This window comes from Devosia sp. 1566 (assembly GCF_004005995.1).
Classification (GTDB): domain Bacteria; phylum Pseudomonadota; class Alphaproteobacteria; order Rhizobiales; family Devosiaceae; genus Devosia.
The window spans coordinates 1,550,127-1,570,155 of record NZ_CP034767.1 but is presented as its reverse complement, the minus strand read 5'-3'; the positions used below and the strand labels follow the sequence as shown (position 1 = coordinate 1,570,155).

Sequence of the window (20,029 nt, the reverse complement as noted above, 5' to 3'; positions counted from 1 at the left end):
TTAGTGATGGTGCTCTTCGGGGACATCGTCCTCGTCGGCCTGGATGAGCTTGGCCAGTTCGGCGCGGGTCATCTTCTGCTCGGTCTGCTCAGCCAGACCCATGACATAGTCAACGACCTTGTTCTCGAACACGGGGGCACGGAGGCCTGCCAGAGCCTGCGGGTTCTTGCGATAATAATCGTAAACCTGCTGTTCCTGACCCGGGAAGCGACGCACTTCGGCGATCAATGCCTGCTGGTGCTCTTCGTCGGTGACATTTACTTCGTTCTTGTTGCCGATTTCGGCGACAACCAGCCCAAGGCGCACGCGACGCTCGGCGATCGTGCGATACTGCTCGCGGGCAGCTTCTTCCGTGGTGCCTTCGTCTTCGAAGGACCGACCGTGGTGCTCGATTTCGTGCACGACGCGGTTCCAGATCGTGTTGAACTCGGCATCAACCAGCTGGGCAGGAACGTCGAACTTGTGGCCTTCATCCAGCGCATCCAGGATCTGGCGCTTGACGTGCTGACGGCTCATCGATTCCAGCGCGGACTGCATCTGCGACTTCACAGCGTCGCGCAGTGCGGCAACATTCTCGAGGCCGAGGCGCTTGGCGAACTCGTCATCCAGCTCGCCGGTGTTGGGGCCATCGATATGCAGCACGGTGACCTCGAAGGTCGCCTTCTTGCCGGCCAGTTCGGCGCTCTGGTAATCCTCAGGGAAGGTGACCTCGATTTCGCGGGTCTCGTTCTTCTTGAAGCCGATGAGCTGCTCTTCAAAGCCGGGGATGAATTCGCCAGCGCCAACGGTAAGATGGGCGTGGTCGGAGGTGCCGCCTTCAAAGGGTTCGCCGTCGATCTTGCCGACAAAGCTCAGGCCCAGCCGGTCGCCATTTTCCACAACGGCGTCGTCGCCCTTGTCGGTATAGCCGCGGTTCTGGGCAAAAACGCGATTAACTTCCGCGTCGAGCTCCTCGTCAGTGATCTCGACCACCGGCTTGACCAGCTTGATGCCATTGAGGTCAGACAGCTCAACCGGGGGCAGGATCTCGTATTCAACTTCAAACGCCAGGTCGGCCTTGCCGTCGAGCACGTCGTTGATCACGGCCTGATCGTCGGGCAGGTCAACCTTGGGCTGGGCAGCCGCACGCTCGGAGCGCTCTTCGAGCGCATCGGACACGGTGGTGTTGATGGCGTCCGTCATCACTTCGGACATGGCCGAGCGGCCATACATCTTGCGCAGGTGAGACATTGGCACCTTGCCGGGACGGAAGCCCTTGATGTTGGCCTGGCCCTTGAGCTCTTCGAGCTTGGCATCAAGGCGCGTCACCAGGTCCTGGGCTGGAATGGTCACGCTCAACTTGCGCTTCAGGCCCTCATTGAGGGTTTCGGTAACCTGCATTCGGTCTTCATCCCGTTTTGATTGGTTTGGGCCAGAGAGTATATGGTGCGGGTGAGAGGGGTCGAACCTCCACGCCTTGCGGCGCTGGAACCTAAATCCAGTGCGTCTGCCAGTTCCGCCACACCCGCTAAAGTCCCGCTGGCCGGGTTGCGCGAGGGTCTAGCCTAAGATGAAACGGCAGTCAAAGCTTGATTGCGGCCGTTGCGGGCTCGGCTCGCCCTCTCGCCAACCTGTCGCCTGCCCGCTTTTTGTGCATGGAGCATGAAAACTACTCATTCTCCGACCCTGCGCACCCGCTTTCCCCATCGGTTTCGCCGCAAAGGACGGCAAAAGCTTACGTTTTGGGCTTTCCCTTTGGGTTGGCACGGGTCATGCATACTGTGAGGCGGTACCAGCCTATCGTAGCAAGTGGAGGCACACGTGAAAAAGATCGAGGCCATCGTAAAGCCGTTCAAGCTGGACGAGGTCAAAGAGGCCCTGCAGGAAGTCGGCCTGCAGGGCATCACGGTGACCGAAGCCAAAGGCTTTGGGCGCCAGAAGGGTCACACCGAACTCTATCGCGGCGCCGAATATGTCGTGGACTTTCTGCCCAAGGTCAAAGTCGAGGTCGTATGTCCCGACGAGCTGGCCGAGAAGGCAATCGAAGCGATCCGCAACGCAGCACAAACCGGGCGCATCGGCGATGGCAAGATCTTTGTCTATTCCATCGAGCAGGCCATCCGCATCCGCACCGGCGAATTTGGCGACGACGCGCTTTAAGTAGCGCGCGAGACCATCAACCAACATCCGATCCAAACAGGGGAAGACTTAATGACTACCGCAAGCGATATCCTCAAGCGCATCAAGGACGAGAACATCAAGTATGTCGACCTGCGCTTTACCGACCCGCGCGGCAAGCTGCAGCACGTCACCATGGACGTGAGCGTCGTCGATGAGGACATCTTCGAAGAAGGCACCATGTTCGACGGCTCCTCGATCGGTGGCTGGAAGGCCATCAACGAGAGCGACATGGTGCTGATGCCCGATCCGAACTCGGCCTATATGGACCCGTTCTTTGGTGCATCGACCCTCGCCATCAACTGCGACATTCTCGATCCCCTGACCTATCAGCCCTATACCCGCGACCCCCGCACCACCGCCAAGAAGGCAGAGGCCTATCTCAAGGCGTCCGGTATTGGTGACAGCGTCATGTTCGGGGCCGAGCCCGAATTCTTCATGTTCGACGACGTGAAGTACTCCAACACCCCGTTCAAGGTTGGCTTCGAGGTCGATCACCCCGAACTGCCATCCAACAACGACACCGCCTATGAAGGCGGCAACAATGGCCACCATATCGGCCTCAAGAAGGGCTACTTCCCCGTGCCGCCGCTCGACAGCGCGCAGGACATCCGCAGCGAAATGCTCGCTGCAATGGCCGACATGGGCGTTGTGGTTGAAAAGCACCACCACGAAGTGGCTTCTGCCCAGCACGAACTCGGGATCAAGTTTGCCCCGATGATCAAGGCTGCCGATGACGTACAGATCTACAAGTATGTCATCCACCAGGTTGCCAACGCCTACGGCAAGACCGTGACCTTCATGCCCAAGCCAATCTTTGGCGACAACGGCTCGGGCATGCACTGCCATCAGTCGATCTGGCGCGACGGCAAGCCGCTGTTTGCTGGTGACCAGTATGCCGGCCTCTCGATGGAAGCCCTGTACTACATCGGCGGCATCATCAAGCACGCCAAGGCCATCAACGCCTTCACCAACCCCACCACCAACAGCTACAAGCGCCTGGTGCCTGGTTTTGAAGCTCCGGTTCTGCTGGCCTACTCGGCCCGTAACCGTTCGGCCTCTTGCCGTATCCCCTTCGGTCAGTCGCCTAAGTCGAAGCGCATCGAGATCCGCTTCCCCGATCCGCTGGCGAACCCATACCTGGCCTTCTCGGCCATGCTGATGGCTGGCCTCGACGGCATCAAGAACAAGATCCATCCCGGCGATCCGATGGACAAGGACCTGTACGAGCTGCCCCGCCAGGAGCTGATGCAGATCCCGCATGTTTGCGGCTCGCTGCGCGAAGCCCTCGACAGCCTCAACAAGGATCGCGAGTTCCTGCTGGCTGGCGGCGTCTTCGACAACGATCAGATCGACAGCTATATCGAGCTCAAGATGACCGAAGTAATCAAGTTCGAGCAGACCCCCCATCCCGTCGAGTACGAGATGTACTACTCGGCCTAAGCCGAACCCGGAGAAACAGGAAAGGGGCCGAAAGGCCCCTTTTTCTGTTATCCTCGAGCACCTGGCCCCTGCCCCTTGCGGCCCTTGGGTAGCCGCAACATCTCCTCGAGCCGATCCGCAGGCTGGATCTTGAGAAACTGTAGCGCGAAGCCCTTCTCGGTGTGACGCACGACGCGGCCGATCAGCCGACCCAATGCCACCGGCGTGCCCATGCCGGGCCTGAACGAGGCCAAGACGGCGGCACCCGAGCACGAAATGTCGGCCACGGTGCATCGCTCCTGCTCGCCGCTTGGCAGCGTCACAGTGCTTGTGGCATTTTCCGGAACAACGCGTTCAAACCGGCGGGCATCGGTGAGACCACCCTCATTCAGGCGCTTGTGCCAGATGATCTTGGCCGCAAGCCGTTCCTGGTCTTCCTGGCTGAGGTCGAACACCATCTCAAAGCCTTCCGGCGTAGAGCGGGAAACCTGAGCCGGCAGGATGCCAAAGGCGTTGAAGTAGACGGATACCCGCTCGCCTTCAAAACCCAGCACGGGGGCCTTCACGGCCGCCCCATGAGGAGAGATCGAACATAGGTGGCAGGTGAAAACCGGCAATCGCTCAATGACTCTACTGCGGCGCTCGGTGATGGCGTAGCGGCCCGGCAGGTTCGCGGTCAGGCGGAGTTCCTGACGATCGAACACGGACTTGAGCTGTGGCACAAGCTTGTCCAGATTCGGCAGCACGGTGAAATCCTCCGCGCAGCGTCATTACTTGTGTTAACTGCGCAGAGTTCAAGTCGCACCGGCCGGCACCCGTTCCCCGCAAGTCTGGGGCAGGCTTCAGCGCCGGTTAATGCCCGCCCGAGAATAAAGCTGAAAGGCGGGGCAAGGGATCCCGCGAGGCGGGATTGCTGCACACTAGACCAGATAGAACAGCGCTGAAACTAACGCCAGGACACCCCAACGGGGGGCAGACAGATTGACCAGCCGGTACGCAATACCTGATCCGGCATAAGGCCAAACGTCGATAGCAACCGAGCTTACCGGGACCGCTTGATACGCAGTACGACAATCCCTGCGAGCTCGCATACGGCAACTCCAAACACAAAACCGTATGACCCTTGTTCTAGCAGCGCGCCTTTAAAAAAGTGCTGCCAAGAAGCAAAGGCTTGGTAAATGCGTCGCCCGATACTGGGACAACTCCCGCCCGCTATTGCGCGGGGCGCAGCCGCTCGACCGATTCGATCTCGGCAGTGCAGTAGTTGTAGTCGAGCAGATAAACCCACCCGTCGCGGGTCGCCCGCACCTGGATATGCTCGTCATAGGGTACGTTGAGGAACACATCGCTATAGCCCTGCGCCTCGACCGACTGGCGAACCTGGCGCTCATCAAGGCACAGCATCGGGCCAAGAAGAAAATCGCGCTCCTCGTCACCGAAAAAGATCCCGAACTGCGCCTGTGCCGGCAGCGGGGCCACGACCACACCAAGCGTCAAGACCAGTGCCATCAGAGTTGGCAGCGCTTTGTTCATGGCTTTACCTTCGGTCCTGTCGCAGCTTGCAGGTCAATACGTTTCACCAACGTCAACCGCCAATGGGCAGTTGCCGGGTGTTCGCTCACCGATCATTGAGGGATCTGTGGTTAAGCTCGCCTGCGGCAAGCGGCGGCTTGCGCGAGCCGTTCAGATTTCGTTCATGTACTGTTCATCTGGGGAAAGCGCCTTACATGAATGGGGCGGGCGCGCTTGCGTAACCGCAATATGGTACCAACAGTGAACACGCCGATTCGGCAGACGGGGAACATGTCGGAAGTCGAAGACCTTTTTGCAGCTGCAGCTGAGTTAGCAAGTGCACCCGCGCCTGTTGAGCGTAGCCGGCCATCTGCGCGCCAAGCGCCCGCGCAGCACGACTATTCCGCCGCAGATATTGAGGTACTGGAAGGACTTGAGCCGGTCCGGCGCCGTCCGGGCATGTATATCGGCGGCACCGACATCAACGCCCTGCACCACCTTTTTGCCGAGGTGATCGACAACTCCATGGACGAGGCGATCGCCGGCCACGCCAGCCGCATCGAGGTCCATCTGGGCGCCGACGGCTATATTACCGTTTCCGACAACGGCCGGGGCATCCCCGTCGAAACTCACCCCAAATTTCCCAATCGCTCCACCTTGGAAATCGTTCACACTGTGCTCCATGCCGGCGGCAAGTTCGACTCCAAGGCCTATGAAACCTCGGGCGGTCTCCACGGCGTGGGCGTTTCCGTAGTGAATGCCCTTTCGGATGACATGGTGGTGGAAGTCGCCCGCGAGCAGCAGCTGCACCGCCTGCAATTCTCGCGCGGCAAGCCGGTTGGCGAGATCCAGCATCTGGGCCGGATAAATAACCGACGCGGCACCACCACGCGCTTCCATCCCGATCCGCAAATCTTTGGCGACGGCGCCCGCTTCTCGGCCGCACGCCTGTTCAAGATGACTCGCGCCAAGGCTTATCTCTTTGGCGGGGTGGAACTGCGCTGGAGTTGCGACGAGGAATTGGCGAGCGACGACGCGCCAGCCCGTGCGGTCTTCCACTATCCCGGTGGGTTGCGCGACTTCATGGCCGACCGGATTGCCGGAGAAACCCGGATCGTCGATGACATATTCTCGGGCAGCCACGGCAAGCCCGGTACACACGGCGCAACCGAGTGGGCTATCGCCTGGACCCTTGGAGATGGCGGCGTTGCTTCGTACTGCAACACCGTGCCAACGCCGGATGGCGGCACCCATGAGACTGGGCTGCGGACCGCGCTACTGCGGGGTCTCAAGAACTACGCCGAACTGACCAAGAACAAGGCGGCGGCCAATGTGACCGCCGAGGACCTGTTCGCGCACTGCAACGCCATGCTCTCGGTGTTTGTCAGGGAGCCCGAATTTGTCGGCCAAACCAAGGACAAGCTCGCCTCGGGTGAAGCAACCCGGATCGTGGACACCGCCATTCGCGATGCTTTTGACCATTGGCTGGCCGCTTCCCCCAACCAAGCTGGCAAGCTGCTGGACTGGGCGGTTGAACGCGCCGAAGAGCGCATGCGTCGGCGCAAGGAAAAAGAGATCGACCGTGCCAGCGCGACCCGTAAGTTGCGTCTGCCCGGGAAGCTCGCCGACTGCACGCAAACCGCGGCGCAAGGAGCCGAACTCTTTATCGTGGAAGGCGACAGCGCGGGCGGCAGCGCCAAGCAGGCCCGCAATCGGCAAAGCCAGGCGGTGCTGCCCCTTCGCGGCAAGATCCTCAATGTGGCCGGTGCCAGCCGCGACAAGCTAGCGGCTAGCCAGATCATCCAGGACATCATCCAGGCGCTTGGCTGCGGCACCCGTGATCGCTATCGCGATGATGATCTGCGCTACGACAAGATCATCCTGATGACGGACGCCGATGTCGACGGCGCCCACATTGCTTCGCTGTTGATGACGTTCTTCTTTCAGGAGATGCCGAAACTGATCGAAGGTGGGCACCTGTTCCTCGCCCTACCCCCGCTTTATCGCATCAGCCAGGGCGCCAAGACGCTTTATGCCCGCGATGACGCGCACAAGAACGAGCTCATGGCCACCGAGTTCACGGGCAAAGGCAAGGTTGACGTCACCCGCTTCAAGGGCCTGGGTGAAATGCCATTTGCGCATCTGCGCGAAACAACCATGTCGCCCAAGTCCCGCACATTGCTGCAGGTCAAGGTGATCGACACGCAAGATGCAACGAAGTCCAGCGTCGACAGGTTGATGGGCAATCGACCCGAGGCAAGGTTCGACTTCATCCAAGAAAATGCGGCATTCGTCACCGACCTGGACGTGTAAAGTACCCAGTTAAGCTTATCGGCCGCAAAGCCGTTGACTTGAAAGGGCTTTGCGCTATGGTCCCGCCCGCTGGAGCATTTTCCGGCTTGCCGGCATTTATCGCGGTCTCCCGGGGCCCATCGCTGGCGTGGCTGAAATTGTTTCAGGGCCATTCCGTCGCTTTGCAGTTCCTGCACTCCCGCCCGATTGGCCTGATGTGTGTACGCGGACGCGTTCGAGCTTAGCCCTTTTGGTCCGCAAGTGACGCAACTGTTCCGGTTCTAGGAACCGGTGCGACACCATTCCCGATGCACCGTTTCGAGCAGTTCGAACGGATTTGGCAGCGGGCAAACTTTTGAGTGGAACGACCGAATTTGAGCGACGATTTTTCCGGGCTTGGCCTGTCAACCAAGGTCACCGACGCGGTGACCGCCGCAGGTTATACCAAGCCGACCGAAATTCAGGCCCAGGCGATCCCGCATTTGCTGGAAAAGAAGGACCTGATCGGCATCGCCCAGACAGGTACCGGCAAGACGGCATCCTTTGTGCTTCCCATGTTGACGCTGCTGGAAAACGGCCGTGCTCGCGCCCGCATGCCGCGCACGCTGATCCTTGAGCCCACCCGGGAACTGGCCGCCCAGGTCGCTGAAAACTTCGAGAAGTACGGCAAGAACCACCGCATCACGATGGCCCTGATTATCGGCGGCGTTTCGTTTGAAGACCAGAACAAGAAGCTTGACCGCGGCGTGGACGTCCTGATCGCCACGCCAGGACGCCTGCTTGATCAGATCGATCGCGGCCGCATTCTGCTGACGGGCGTTGAAATCCTCGTCATCGATGAAGCCGATCGCATGCTCGACATGGGCTTTATCGACGACATCGAGAAAATCTGCTCGCGGCTGCCCGCTCGGCGCCAGACCATGTTGTTCTCGGCGACGATGTCCAAAGAGATCGAGCGCCTGACCAAGAAGTTCCTCAAAGACCCGGTTCACGTTCAGGTTTCGCGCCAGAGTTCAACGGCAGACACGATCGACCAGAAGCTGGTGAAGGTGTCGTCCAAGCCCGAAGAAAAGCGCGCCTCGCTGCGTGCTCGCATTTCGGAGGCCGAAAACCTCACCAACGCAATCATTTTCTGCAATCGCAAGCGCGACGTTGCCACCCTTGCCCGTTCGCTGGAGCGGCACGGCTTCAGTGTTGGCGCACTGCACGGTGACATGGACCAGAAGAGCCGTACCGAAACGCTCGACGCCTTCAAGAATGATCGCCTGACGCTGCTCGTTGCCAGCGACGTCGCTGCCCGTGGCCTCGATATCCCGGCGGTCAGCCATGTGTTCAATTTCGATGTCCCCGTGCATGCGGAAGACTATGTCCACCGCATCGGCCGCACCGGCCGGGCCGGACGCTCGGGCGTGGCCTATACCTTTGTAACGCCGGCAGACAGCAAGCACCTCGATGCCATTCTGAAACTCATCCAGAAGCCCATCGAATGGCTGGATGTGCCCGAGAACGGGAAGTCCGCGCCTGAGGCTTCTGAGGAGGAGACAGAGGGGACAACCCGCACCCGTCCGCAACGCACGCGCCGCGGCGGCCGCCGGCCTGCAAGGCCCGAGGCGGAAGCAGCTGCACCTGAAGAGGTGACCGGACAGCCGGCTGAAGCACCCGCAACAACTAACCCTGCTGAAGCGGAACAGCCTGCTACTGAGCCCTCGGAGGGCCGCGGCGGTCGTCGGCCGAGGCGCCGTGAAAAGGCCGAGTCACAAGGTGAATCCGAGTCGAGGCAGCGCCCCAATGCGCGTCGGCCTGCGCCCGAAGACCTCGGCGTTGACCCGCAGTCCCCCTTTGGCACCGACGGCCCCATCCCGGCGTTCCTGCTCCGGTCCACGGCTCGCTAGGCTCGAGCCGCGAACACAGCTTCGGGGTGGAAACCCCAAAACTGTTTCATGCTTCGATTGAATCCATTAGCCCGCAAGTTTTCACTTGCGGGCTAATGGCGTTTTTGGTGCGACGGCTTTAGGTAGTGGGAAGGAGTTCCACTCCGAGCCCCTCGAGCATGTCCCAGAAAGCGGGATAGGTCTTGCTCGTGCAGGCGGGATCCATGATGGTGACGTTACGGATCATCAGACCCGCCAGGGCAAAGCTCATGGCGATACGATGATCATGATAGGTCTCGATGCGTGCAGGCAGCGCCTGACCGGCTAAGCCCGGGTCTGCATTGACCACAAGATCATCCCCCTCCTCTACCGCTAACCCGGGGCGAATACGGTTAAGCTCGTTCGCGATCGCGCGGATACGGTCGGTTTCCTTCACGCGCAGATTGGCGATCCCGACAAAGCGGACAGGCGTCCGGTTGAAAGCCGCCACGACGGCAAGCGTCGGAACAGCATCCTGCATCTGCGAACCGTCAATCACTGCGGGCATATCGGGGTACTGCGCGAGCACGGCGCGGGCGGAAGCGTCGGGCTGCGTGAAGGCTTCAGCGGCGACGCCAAGGTCGATGCTCCCCTTGGTCAGGGCTTCGATGCCCCACAGGTAAGTGGCAGCCGAAGCGTCAGGCTCAACCTTGAAGTCGATTGCCTTGTAGCCGGTGGGTTGAACCACCCAGGCCCCCTCCCCCTGCTCGGCCACGTCAGCGCCGAAGGTCCGCATGGCAGCGAGGGTGAGATCGACATATCCGCGCGCACCAATGTCCGCACCGGCAAGCGCAACCTCGATTGGGCCATTGCCGAAGGGCGCCGCCATCAACAAAGCCGAGACATATTGGCTCGAAAGGGATGCGTCGATCTCCACCCGCCCTTTGCCGAACTGGCCGGTGCCGTTGATGGTGACGGGCGGGCATCCGGTAGGTGCCGATGCATCGATACCGATGGACTGCATCGCATCAATCAGTGGCCGAATGGGCCGGAGGCGCATATCCTCGTCACCATCGACAACGACAGTACCGTTGATCGTCGCTGCGGCAGCAGTGAGGAAGCGCGTCGCCGTCCCGGCGTTGCCAAGGAACAGGGGTTCCGCTGGGGCCTGAAGCCGCCCGGAACCGGTCACAAGAAAGGTGGTTGGATCGGGTTCGTCCACAAAGACGCCCATCTGGCGAAGAGCTGCCGCCATCAAGACGGTGTCCTTGCTTTTCAGCGCGCCGGTGATCCTGCTGGTGCCGTTCGCCAGCGCAGCCAGCAACAAGGCTCGATTGGTGATGGATTTGGAGCCGGGGGGCGAAACATGCCCGGTCAGCGGGCGGTCTGGTGGGACGATAGTGAGGGCGGGTGGAAGTGGATGGCGCATGACGCCGCTGTTAGGCCATCCGCGGTCACGATGCAATCGCCACAGCCTTTAGCTCAACGGCGGCAAAGCCGCGTCAGGCTCCGGCCCGCGCTTCGGCGATTGCCTTGAGGTCCGCGGGCTTGAGGGTGACGCTCTCACCGCAGCCGCAAGCGCCGGTTTGGTTGGGGTTCTTGAAGGTGAAGCTTGCGCCCATCTTGGTCTGCTCAAAGTCCATCACCGTGCCGAGGAGATACATGGTAGCTTTGGGGTCGACCCACACGTCCACGCCGTGGTCCCTCACATGGTCGTCGCCTGGAACCGGCTCGGAAACATAGTCCATCGTGTAGGACACACCAGCGCAGCCCGCGTTCTTGATACCCACGCGCAAGCCGATAACCGGCTTTTCAGAGTCTTCGATGATCTCGGCGATACGCTCGGCAGCGGCATCGCTCAAGGACATGATCTTGAAGGGCATAGGGCAGCGACCTTTATCGGTGTTTCACGATATATAGACCTTAACAGCCCAGATTACCACCAGTTCAACGCCACTTGAGCTTCTTCGCTCATGCGGGAGGCATCCCACGGGGGATCAAACACCATGTTGACAGTGACATCCTGAACCCCTTCCACCGCGCGGGCGGCGTTCTCAACCCAGCCAGGCATTTCGCCCGCCACCGGGCACCCGGGGGCCGTCAGCGTCATGTCGATGGTGAGGTTGCGGTTGTCATCCAGATCGACCTTGTAGATGAGGCCCAGCTCATAGATGTCCACCGGGATCTCCGGATCGTACACGGTCTTGAGCGCCGCGATCAGGTCAGCCGTAATGCGCTCGACCTCACCCTCGGGAATAGCGGAAGAAACCGTGGGATTGATCCGCACGGAGGTTTCGGCAGTATCGTCGACGGCGGTAGCTTCGGCTTGGTCGGTCATAGGTGTCCTCGCGGCTTACGCGAAAAATTTCTGGGCGCGCTCGATGCCATCCACCAGCGCGTCGACATCATCGGTCCCATTATATAGGGCGAAGGAGGCCCGGCAGGTAGAGGTGACGCCGAAACGCTGCAGCAGTGGCATGGCGCAGTGGGTACCAGCACGTACCGCAATGCCGTAACGATCAAGGATCGTAGCGACGTCGTGGGCATGCGCGCCGGCAATCTCGAAGGAGAAGATGCCGCCCTTGCCTGGCGCAGTGCCTATCAGGCGCAGGGAATTGATGCGGCTGAGCCGTTCCTGGGCATAGGCGGCAACCTCTGCCTCATGGGACGCAATGGCACCGCGACCAAGGGCTTCCATGTAGTTCAGCGCGGCCCCGAGACCAATTGCCTGCACGATGGGTGGGGTGCCAGCCTCAAAGCGGTGAGGCGGCTCGTCGTAGGTCACGCCCTCAGTCGTGACCGTTTCGATCATCTCGCCGCCACCCTGATAGGGCTGCATTTCCGCGAGTAGATCATACTTGCCGTAGAGCACTCCGATACCAGTCGGACCATAGAGCTTGTGGCCGGTCATTACGTAAAAGTCAGCATCCAGATCCTGCACGTCGACAGCAGTGTGCACCGCACCTTGGCTACCATCAACCAACACGGGGATGCCGCGGGCATGGGCGATCTCGATGATCTGCTTGATGGGCGTCACCGTGCCGGTGACATTGCTCATATGCGTTATGGCAACCATGCGGGTGCGAGGCGTCAGCGAGGCCGCAAAAGCATCAAGATCAAACGAGCCGTCGTCGCGAACATCTACCCAGCGCAACACCGCACCCTTGCGCTCGCGATGGAAGTGCCAGGGCACAATGTTGGAATGGTGCTCGAGCATGGACAACACGATCTCGTCGCCTTCTCCGATGCGCGGACCCGCGAAGGAGGCGGCGACAAGATTGATCGCCTCGGTAGCCGAACGGGTGAAGATGATCTCCTCGGCGCGACCCGCATTGAGGAACTTTTGCACGGCGGAGCGACCGCCCTCAAAGGCCTCGGTCGCACGGTTCGCCAGTGTGTGCAGGCCGCGATGGACATTGGCGTATTCGTGGCGGAAGGCGTGATCCATACGGTCCAGCACCTGCACCGGCTTTTGTGCCGAGGCGCCGCTATCAAGGAACACCAGACGCTTGCCGTGGATCTGCTCGGACAGGATCGGAAAATCGGCGCGGACTTTTTGCAGGTTGAAGGTCATGGTTCAGCTTTCGTACGGGCATTGCACCCGCCTCGCCCATCTCGGCGAATAACGAACGAGGTGTGGCACGTCCTGCGTCACACCTCGGATCAGGGCCTAGTGGCCGTTCAGCAGCCAGGCATCCACAATGCCGTTGAGCACGGTGTTGAGTGCCTCATCCTCGATCGGATCAAGCACCTCGGCAAGGAAGCCGCGGACCAGCATGGTCTCGGCCTGCGCCCGGGGAATACCGCGGCTCATCAAGTAGAAGAGCCAGTCAGCGTTCAGCTCACCACAGGTGGAGCCGTGGCCGCAGACGACGTCGTCGGCATAGATCTCAAGCTCCGGCTTGGAGAGGATCTCGGCCTGATCAGAGAGCATCAGGCCCTGCATCATCATCTTGGCGTCAGTCTTCTGCGCGTCGCGAGCCACGACGATCCGGCCCTGGAACACGGCCTTGGACCGTCCGCGGGCGATCTGCTTGAACATCTCCTGAGAGGTCGTGTTCGGCACCGCATGGTGCACGTCGAGGGTGATGTCGCAGTGCTTGTCGTCATCCACCAGGTTGAGGCCGGTGAAATCGGCATGGGCATTTTCACCCGAGAAGCGGGCAAAGAGCTGCGTCCTCGACAAGGCGGCACCCGAGTGGATCGCCAGGGTGCGCAGGTTGGCGGCTGGCCCGATCTCATACTGGTTGGTAGCGAAATGCGTCGCGGCGCGGGCCGACAGGTCAACCGTGATGTGGGTCACGTTGGCGCCGGTGCCGACAGCAAGGAAGGTCGCGTGATTGCCGATATGAGCTTCGTTGGACCCAAGATAGGTCTCGATGACGGTAACCTTGGCGCTCTCGGCCACAAAGATCTTCACCGCGCTCGCGGAATGAGCGGCCGGTCCATCCGAACGCCGATCGATATGGATGACCTGCTCGACTACGCCGTCGATATGCAGGTTGAGGCTCTCGGGAGCGAGGGCGGTGTTGAGGTGCACCAGCACATCATCGCGCGCGGAGAGCACATCCCCTTCCGACTTGCCGACAACGACACCCGCCGGGGCCGCCGGAGCGGCCTGAACGCGACCGTTGACGATGGTAACCTGATAAGCCCCAGCAATCCGCAGCGCCGGCGCCTCGGCAGCGTTAGCAGCCTCAGCTAGTGGCGGCACGGACCGCAACAGGCTCTTAAGATCGGTGTAGTGGTAGCTTTCGACCCGGCGGGTCGGCAGGCCAGCCGCAGTGATCCGCTCGGCCGCCGCTTCCGCACCGGCGCCCTTGAGCTGGGCGATTAGAGTTTCTTCGGCGGCACTCAGCCGCATTTGCAGGTTCTGTCGCATCTAGGCCGCCGCGGTATCGAAGTCGGCATAGCCCTTGGCTTCAAGCTGAAGCGCCAGGTCCTTGTCGCCGCTTTCAACGATCCGTCCGTCCGAGAACACATGCACGACATCAGGCACGATGTGGTTCAGCAAACGCTGATAGTGGGTGATGACGAGCATGGAGCGGTTCGGAGCCCGCAGCGCATTGACACCCTTCGAGACGACCTGCAGCGCATCGATATCCAGGCCGGAGTCGGTCTCGTCGAGGATGCACATCTTGGGCTGGAGCAGCGCCATCTGCAGCACTTCAGCGCGCTTCTTTTCGCCGCCGGAGAAGCCGACATTGAGGGGGCGCTTGAGCATCTCGCTATCAATGTTGAGATCGGCGCCGGCCTGACGCACGGCACGCATGAAATCGGGGGTGGACAGTTCCCCTTCCCCGCGCGCCTTGCGCTGTGCATTGAGCGCCGCCTTGAGGAAGGTCATGGTCGCCACACCGGGAATTTCGATCGGGTACTGGAAGGCGAGGAACAGGCCAGCAGCAGCCCGCTCAGCGGGCTCCATGGCAAGGAGATCCTCGCCGTCAATCAGAACTTCGCCTTCCGTGATTTCGTAGTCTTCCTTGCCGGCCAGCACATAGCTCAGCGTCGACTTGCCCGAGCCGTTGCGGCCCATGACGGCATGCACTTCACCTGGAGGGATCACCAGGTTCACGCCTTTGAGGATTTCGCGATCTTCGATGCGAGCGTGCAGGTTGCGGATTTCAAGAATGGGGGTAGTCACTGCAATTCTCCGGAATGGCCGGGGTCGCCCACTGGGCGCCGCCCGGATGAAATGATGGTTAGCCGACGCTGCCTTCGAGGCTAATCGAGATCAGCTTCTGCGTCTCGACCATGAACTCCATGGGCAGGTGCTGCAGCACGTCGCGCACAAAGCCATTGACGATCAGCGCCACTGCTTCTTCCTCGGACAGCCCACGCTGCTGGCAATAGAACATCTGGTCGTCGGAGATCTTGCTGGTCGTGGCTTCATGCTCGAACACCGCCGTGCCATTGCGGCTCTCGATGTAAGGCACCGTATGGGCCCCGCACTTATCGCCGATCAGCAGGGAGTCGCATTGCGTGAAGTTCCGGGCGTTCTTGGCCTTCGCATGCGCCGAAACCTGGCCGCGATAGGTGTTGTCCGAGAACCCGGCAGCGATACCCTTGGAGATGATGCGGCTGGACGTGTTCTTGCCCAAGTGGATCATCTTGGTGCCGCTATCGACCTGCTGGTAGCCGTTCGAGATGGCGATGGAATAGAACTCGCCACGCGAATTGTCGCCGCGCAGGATGCAGCTGGGGTACTTCCAGGTGATCGCCGAACCGGTTTCCACCTGCGTCCAGGAGATCTTGGAATTGTCGCCACGGCAATCGCCGCGCTTGGTGACGAAGTTGTAGATGCCGCCCTTGCCGTCCTTGTCGCCGGGATACCAGTTCTGGACGGTGGAGTACTTGATCTCGGCATTTTCCAAAGCCACGAGCTCGACCACTGCGGCGTGCAGCTGGTTCTCGTCGCGCATCGGCGCCGTGCAGCCTTCCAGATAGCTGACATAGCTATCCGCCTCGGCAATGATCAACGTCCGCTCGAACTGGCCGGTATTGCGCTCATTGATGCGGAAATAGGTCGACAGCTCCATGGGGCAGCGTACGCCCTTTGGGATGAAGACGAAGGAGCCATCGGTGAAAACGGCCGAGTTGAGCGTGGCGTAGTAGTTGTCCGTGACGGGGACCACAGAGCCGATATATTTCTGCACCAGCTCGGGGTACTCGCGAATCGCCTCGGAGATCGAGCAGAAGATGATGCCAACCTTGCTCAGCTCCTCGCGGAACGTGGTGACCACGGAAACCGAGTCGATAACCGCATCAACCGCCATGCCGGGCCGCTCGACGCCAGCGAGGATTTCACGCTCGCGCAGGGGCACGCCCAGCTTGTCGTACATGGCGATCAGTGCCGGGTCGACTTCGTCGAGGCTTTTGGGGGCCGGCGAGGATTTTGGCGCCGCGTAGTAGTACATGTCCTGAAGATCGATCTCAGGATAGTGCACCTTGGCCCAGGTCGGCTCGGTCATGGTGAGCCAGCGCTGATAGGCATCCAGACGCCATTGCAGCATCCATTCGGGCTCGTTCTTCTTGGCCGAAATGAAACGGACGGTGTCCTCGCTCAAGCCTTTGGGCGACTTGACGGACTCGATCTCGGTCTCAAAACCATATTTGTATTTGTCGACGTCGAGCGCGAGCACCTGATCGACGGTTTCACGATCGATGTTCTCCTTGAGCGTCGGGATGTCGTAGTCGGCCATATCGCTTCTCCTTTGCCCCACCGCGATTCAAGGTCGCCGGGAGCCGTCTAATTCCTTGCGGCCTCAGGCCGCGTGTTCCTGCTTTGCCCGATGGCGCTGCAGGATTGTTTCCAGGGCCGCGAGCAGAGCGTCCACCTCGGCCGCGCTCGAGTTCCAACCGAAGCTGACGCGCAGGGCGCAACTCGCGTGTTCCGGTGCGACATCCATCGCGGCCAATACGTGGCTGCTCGAAACCTTGCCTGACGAGCAAGCAGAGCCCGAGGAAACCGACAGACCCATCAGGTCCAGCGCCATCATGGTCGTCGCGCTCGCCATACCGGGAATGGCGAAATTGGTGATGCTGCCAATCCGCTCGGCACCGAAAACCACCGCACCCGCTCCCATTCGGTTAAGGCCGTTCTCGAGGCGACTTACCAGAGCCGACGTGTCCGCTGCGGCATAAAGCTCGGGGAAAGCCGAAGCTGCAGCCCCGAACGCGGCAATCAGCGCCGCAGCTTCGGTGCCGCCGCGACGACCCTGCTCCTGCCCACCACCGGGAATAAGCCGCACTTCATCAGCATGGCTTTTGACCAGCAGGGCACCAACACCGGCGGGCGCGCCGATCTTGTGACCACCTACAGCCATCATATCGGGTGCCGAGGCGGCAAAATCGAGGGGCAGTTTGCCAAAGGCCTGAGCTGCATCGATAAACAGCGCGTGACGTGTCGGCCCCACCAGAGCATTGATGCGGCTAACCGGCTGCACCACCCCGGTTTCGTTGTTGACCCAATGCAGCGCGACGAGCAGGGTTTCGTTTGCCGCGTCGGCTTGGGCCAGCTGGGCCTCGAGCTGATCAAGATCGATTTGACCGTCGGCCCGCAGGCCAACGGGCCGCACCGGCAGCCCTGTAGCTGCAGCTGCTTTCAGCACGGCTGTATGCTCGCCGGCACTCACCAACAACGCACTTGCGGCAAAAGCACGCGCGCCACCGACAATTGCCTGAGTAATGGCTTCCGTCGCGGAGCCCGTAAAAACCACTTGGCGACGCTCGGCACCGGCGAGTAGCGCGACCTGGTCGCGCGCAGCCTCAATGAGATTGCGAAGCTTGCGGCCGTGCCCGTGCACCGAGGAGGGATTGCCCGCAAGCTCAATAGCAGCGACCAGCGCGTCGCGCGCCGCGGGGAGCAATGGCGCGGCGGCAGCGTGATCGAGATAGATCGCCGATTGTTTCATCAACTCGCCCTCGAGCCATGCCTCCGAGCATGGTTCACTTGCCGAGCCTGCAGGCCGCGATGACGGTCTGGGCCAAACACTTCTTGAAATTGCGCACCCACATTCTTTACAAGGGGCGCTCTCGGGCCGGAAACCCGGCGAAAACGAGTTTCGAATAATTCTAAACTGGTTTTACGAGCCATGTTTTATGGAGCGTGCGGGGCTTAGTCAAGCGCGCGCCCTGCAGAACCGATGCTCCGTCAGACCATATCAACAGAGCCGAAACGGCCGGAAAAGCAGTGTCATGCCAGAAGTGATTTTCAATGGCCCCGAAGGCCGCCTGGAAGGCCGGTACCAGCCAGGCAAGGAGCCCAATGCTCCCATCGCCATCGTGCTGCATCCGCACCCGCAGTTTGGCGGGACGATGAACAACCAGATCGTCTACAACCTCTTCTATATGTTCGCTGAGCGCGGCTTTGCGGTGCTGCGGTTCAATTCGCGCGGTGTTGGCCGTTCGCAGGGCATGTTCGACCATGGCATTGGCGAGCTGTCCGATGCGGCGGCGGCGCTAGACTGGTTGCAGACCATCAACCGGGAATCGCGGGGCTGCTGGATTGCGGGCTTCTCGTTCGGCGCTTGGATCGGCATGCAGTTGCTGATGCGCCGGCCGGAGGTCGAGGGCTTCATCTCGGTCGCGCCACCGGAAAATCTCTATGATTTCTCGTTCCTTGCCCCCTGCCCTTCATCGGGGCTGATCATTCATGGCGACAAGGACCGCGTGGCGCCGCCCAATTCGGTGCAGAAGCTCGTTGACAAGCTCAAGACGCAGAAGGGCATCACCATCGAGCAGCAGATCGTGGAAGGGGCTAACCACTTCTTCGAAGGCAAGATCGATGATCTGACCACGCGTTGCGCCGATTACCTCGACCGTCGCCGGCAGGAGATTGCCGCGGGTGGCGGGCGCTAGGCGGCTGAGTTAAGCCCCTGATAAAGAAGCGGTTTGTTGATGTCGAAGTTCAAGTCTGATTTCCTGCGCGTGCTCGATGAGCGCGGTTTCATCCACCAGATTTCCGATCCGGAGGGGCTCGATGCCCTGGCCCTCAAGGGACCGATCACTGGCTATGTGGGGTATGACGCGACAGCCACGTCGATCCATATCGGTAACCTGATCACCGTTACGATGTTGTACTGGCTGCAGGAAACCGGCCATCGGGCGATCAGCTTGATGGGCGGCGGCACCTCGATGGTTGGGGATCCTTCCTTCCGCGACGAGCAGCGCAAGCTGCTGACCGTCGAGCAGATCGAAGCCAATATCGCGAGCATCAAGCGGGTCTACAGCAACATTCTGCGCTATGATGGCCACAATCCAGCCATCATGATTAACAATGCTGAATGGCTTCTGAACCTCAACTATATCGAGTTCCTGCGTGATGTTGGCCGGCACTTTTCGGTCAACCGCATGCTCAGCTTCGACTCGGTCAAGCTCCGGCTCGATCGCGAACAGTCGCTCAGCTTTCTCGAATTCAACTACATGATCATGCAGGGCTACGACTTCGTCGAGCTCAACCGCCGCTATGGCACCGTGCTGCAGATGGGCGGCTCGGATCAGTGGGGCAACATCATCAATGGCGTTGACCTCAGCCATCGCATGGGTGGACCGCAGCTTTATGCGCTGACGACGCCACTGCTGACCAAGTCGAGCGGCGAGAAGATGGGCAAGTCTGCCTCGGGGGCCGTGTGGCTCAATGGCGACCTCTTCAGCCCCTATGACTTCTGGCAGTATTTCCGCAACACCGAGGATGCGGACGTTGGCAAGTTCCTCAAGATCTTCACGCGGCTGCCGCTCGACGAGATTGCCAAACTGGCAGCGCTTGGTGGGACCGAGATCAATGAGGCCAAGAAGGTGCTGGCCACCGAGGTGACCGCCATCGTGCATGGCCGCCAGGCGGCCGACGAGGCGGCGGCGACGGCCAAGGCGACCTTTGAAGCCGGCTCCGTCGACCTGTCGTTGCCCACTGCGACCGTGTCGCGGGCAGAGTTGAACGGAGGCGTCGGGATCTTGTCGGCGCTGGTGATGGCGGGGCTGGCGGCCTCGAACGGCGAAGCGCGCCGGCATGTGGCTTCAGGTGCGGTGCGCGTCAATGACACCGTGGTCGAGGACGACAAGCTGAGCTTGGGCGAAAACGCGCTGCTCGCCGAGGGTGTGATCAAGCTGTCCGTCGGCAAGAAGCGGCATGCGTTGATCAAGCCGGTTTAGGGCTTGCTACCAAGCCCTGAGAGCTCGAGATGGACCCCGGCTCGAGGCCGGGGTGACACCGGCGGCTGTGACCGCTCAAGGGCTGACCTGAACACTGAAAACAAAAAGGCCGGGATCGCTCCCGGCCTTTGTTTTTGGGTTTTTGG

The 20,029-nt window shown here is 60.8% G+C and carries 17 protein-coding genes and 1 tRNA gene; 6 read left to right on the top strand and 12 right to left on the bottom strand.

Translation table 11 applies throughout. From position 1 onward, the window contains the following. Both tig and ELX51_RS07700 read right to left on the bottom strand, forming a co-directional pair. Positions 1 to 1,380, bottom strand: coding sequence for a trigger factor (gene tig / locus ELX51_RS07705; RefSeq protein ID WP_127752965.1), 1,380 nt, complete (start codon positions 1,378 to 1,380; stop codon positions 1 to 3). A 43-nt stretch (positions 1,381 to 1,423) separates the two neighbouring features. Further along, a tRNA-Leu gene (locus tag ELX51_RS07700) sits at positions 1,424 to 1,508 on the bottom strand. A gap of 292 nt (positions 1,509 to 1,800) precedes the next feature. Here ELX51_RS07700 and ELX51_RS07695 point away from each other — a divergent pair. Next, complete coding sequence (locus ELX51_RS07695) at positions 1,801 to 2,139, top strand: P-II family nitrogen regulator (protein WP_035079039.1); 339 nt, start codon at positions 1,801 to 1,803, stop codon at positions 2,137 to 2,139. A 51-nt stretch (positions 2,140 to 2,190) separates the two neighbouring features. After that, positions 2,191 to 3,600 carry a type I glutamate--ammonia ligase gene (glnA, locus tag ELX51_RS07690; RefSeq protein WP_127752964.1) on the top strand — a complete coding sequence of 470 codons (1,410 nt, stop codon included), beginning with the start codon at positions 2,191 to 2,193 and terminating at the stop codon, positions 3,598 to 3,600. A gap of 47 nt (positions 3,601 to 3,647) precedes the next feature. On the opposite strand, the gene ELX51_RS07685 is transcribed toward glnA, so the two are convergent. Beyond that, entirely contained in the window at positions 3,648 to 4,325 is a 678-nt protein-coding gene (locus ELX51_RS07685; protein WP_127752963.1) for a PilZ domain-containing protein, read from the bottom strand. 466 nt (positions 4,326 to 4,791) lie between these two features. Continuing rightward, complete coding sequence (locus ELX51_RS07680) at positions 4,792 to 5,112, bottom strand: hypothetical protein (protein WP_127752962.1); 321 nt, start codon at positions 5,110 to 5,112, stop codon at positions 4,792 to 4,794. Between the two features lie 270 nt (positions 5,113 to 5,382). Here ELX51_RS07680 and parE point away from each other — a divergent pair, with 270 nt between their 5' ends. Both parE and ELX51_RS07670 read left to right on the top strand, forming a co-directional pair. Continuing rightward, positions 5,383 to 7,404, top strand: coding sequence for a DNA topoisomerase IV subunit B (gene parE, locus ELX51_RS07675; protein ID WP_127752961.1), 2,022 nt, complete (start codon positions 5,383 to 5,385; stop codon positions 7,402 to 7,404). Between the two features lie 353 nt (positions 7,405 to 7,757). Beyond that, positions 7,758 to 9,275, top strand: coding sequence for a DEAD/DEAH box helicase (locus tag ELX51_RS07670; RefSeq protein ID WP_127752960.1), 1,518 nt, complete (start codon positions 7,758 to 7,760; stop codon positions 9,273 to 9,275). 118 nt (positions 9,276 to 9,393) lie between these two features. Here the strand turns inward: ELX51_RS07670 and ELX51_RS07665 are convergent, their stop codons facing one another. The 8 genes from ELX51_RS07665 to ELX51_RS07630 form a co-directional block, all read right to left on the bottom strand. Beyond that, a complete protein-coding gene (locus ELX51_RS07665; protein ID WP_127752959.1) occupies positions 9,394 to 10,662 on the bottom strand; it encodes a 3-phosphoshikimate 1-carboxyvinyltransferase in 1,269 nt (422 codons plus the stop codon). A gap of 73 nt (positions 10,663 to 10,735) precedes the next feature. Continuing rightward, on the bottom strand, positions 10,736 to 11,116 hold the full coding sequence (locus ELX51_RS07660) for an iron-sulfur cluster assembly accessory protein (RefSeq protein WP_248305281.1): 381 nt from the start codon (positions 11,114 to 11,116) through the stop codon (positions 10,736 to 10,738). A gap of 53 nt (positions 11,117 to 11,169) precedes the next feature. After that, positions 11,170 to 11,571, bottom strand: coding sequence for an SUF system Fe-S cluster assembly protein (locus ELX51_RS07655; RefSeq protein WP_127752958.1), 402 nt, complete (start codon positions 11,569 to 11,571; stop codon positions 11,170 to 11,172). A 15-nt stretch (positions 11,572 to 11,586) separates the two neighbouring features. Beyond that, positions 11,587 to 12,807: a cysteine desulfurase gene (locus tag ELX51_RS07650; RefSeq protein ID WP_127752957.1), complete on the bottom strand. Its 1,221-nt coding sequence runs from the start codon at positions 12,805 to 12,807 to the stop codon at positions 11,587 to 11,589. A 96-nt stretch (positions 12,808 to 12,903) separates the two neighbouring features. Then, on the bottom strand, positions 12,904 to 14,097 hold the full coding sequence (gene sufD / locus ELX51_RS07645) for a Fe-S cluster assembly protein SufD (protein WP_164854795.1): 1,194 nt from the start codon (positions 14,095 to 14,097) through the stop codon (positions 12,904 to 12,906). A gap of 18 nt (positions 14,098 to 14,115) precedes the next feature. After that, positions 14,116 to 14,865, bottom strand: coding sequence for a Fe-S cluster assembly ATPase SufC (gene sufC, locus ELX51_RS07640; protein WP_127755211.1), 750 nt, complete (start codon positions 14,863 to 14,865; stop codon positions 14,116 to 14,118). Positions 14,866 to 14,935: 70 nt separating this feature from the next. Continuing rightward, positions 14,936 to 16,435, bottom strand: a complete 1,500-nt coding sequence (sufB, locus tag ELX51_RS07635; protein WP_127752955.1) for a Fe-S cluster assembly protein SufB — start codon at positions 16,433 to 16,435, stop codon at positions 14,936 to 14,938. Positions 16,436 to 16,498: 63 nt separating this feature from the next. Then, on the bottom strand, positions 16,499 to 17,647 hold the full coding sequence (locus ELX51_RS07630; protein WP_127752954.1) for an aminotransferase class V-fold PLP-dependent enzyme: 1,149 nt from the start codon (positions 17,645 to 17,647) through the stop codon (positions 16,499 to 16,501). 283 nt (positions 17,648 to 17,930) lie between these two features. Here ELX51_RS07630 and ELX51_RS07625 point away from each other — a divergent pair, with 283 nt between their 5' ends. Together ELX51_RS07625 and tyrS are read left to right on the top strand one after the other, a co-directional pair. Continuing rightward, entirely contained in the window at positions 17,931 to 18,593 is a 663-nt protein-coding gene (locus ELX51_RS07625; RefSeq protein ID WP_127752953.1) for an alpha/beta hydrolase, read from the top strand. 39 nt (positions 18,594 to 18,632) lie between these two features. Then, positions 18,633 to 19,883 (top strand): tyrosine--tRNA ligase, encoded by a 1,251-nt coding sequence (tyrS, locus tag ELX51_RS07620; RefSeq protein ID WP_127752952.1) that lies wholly within the window; start codon positions 18,633 to 18,635, stop codon positions 19,881 to 19,883. The last annotated feature ends 146 nt before the right edge of the window (positions 19,884 to 20,029 follow it).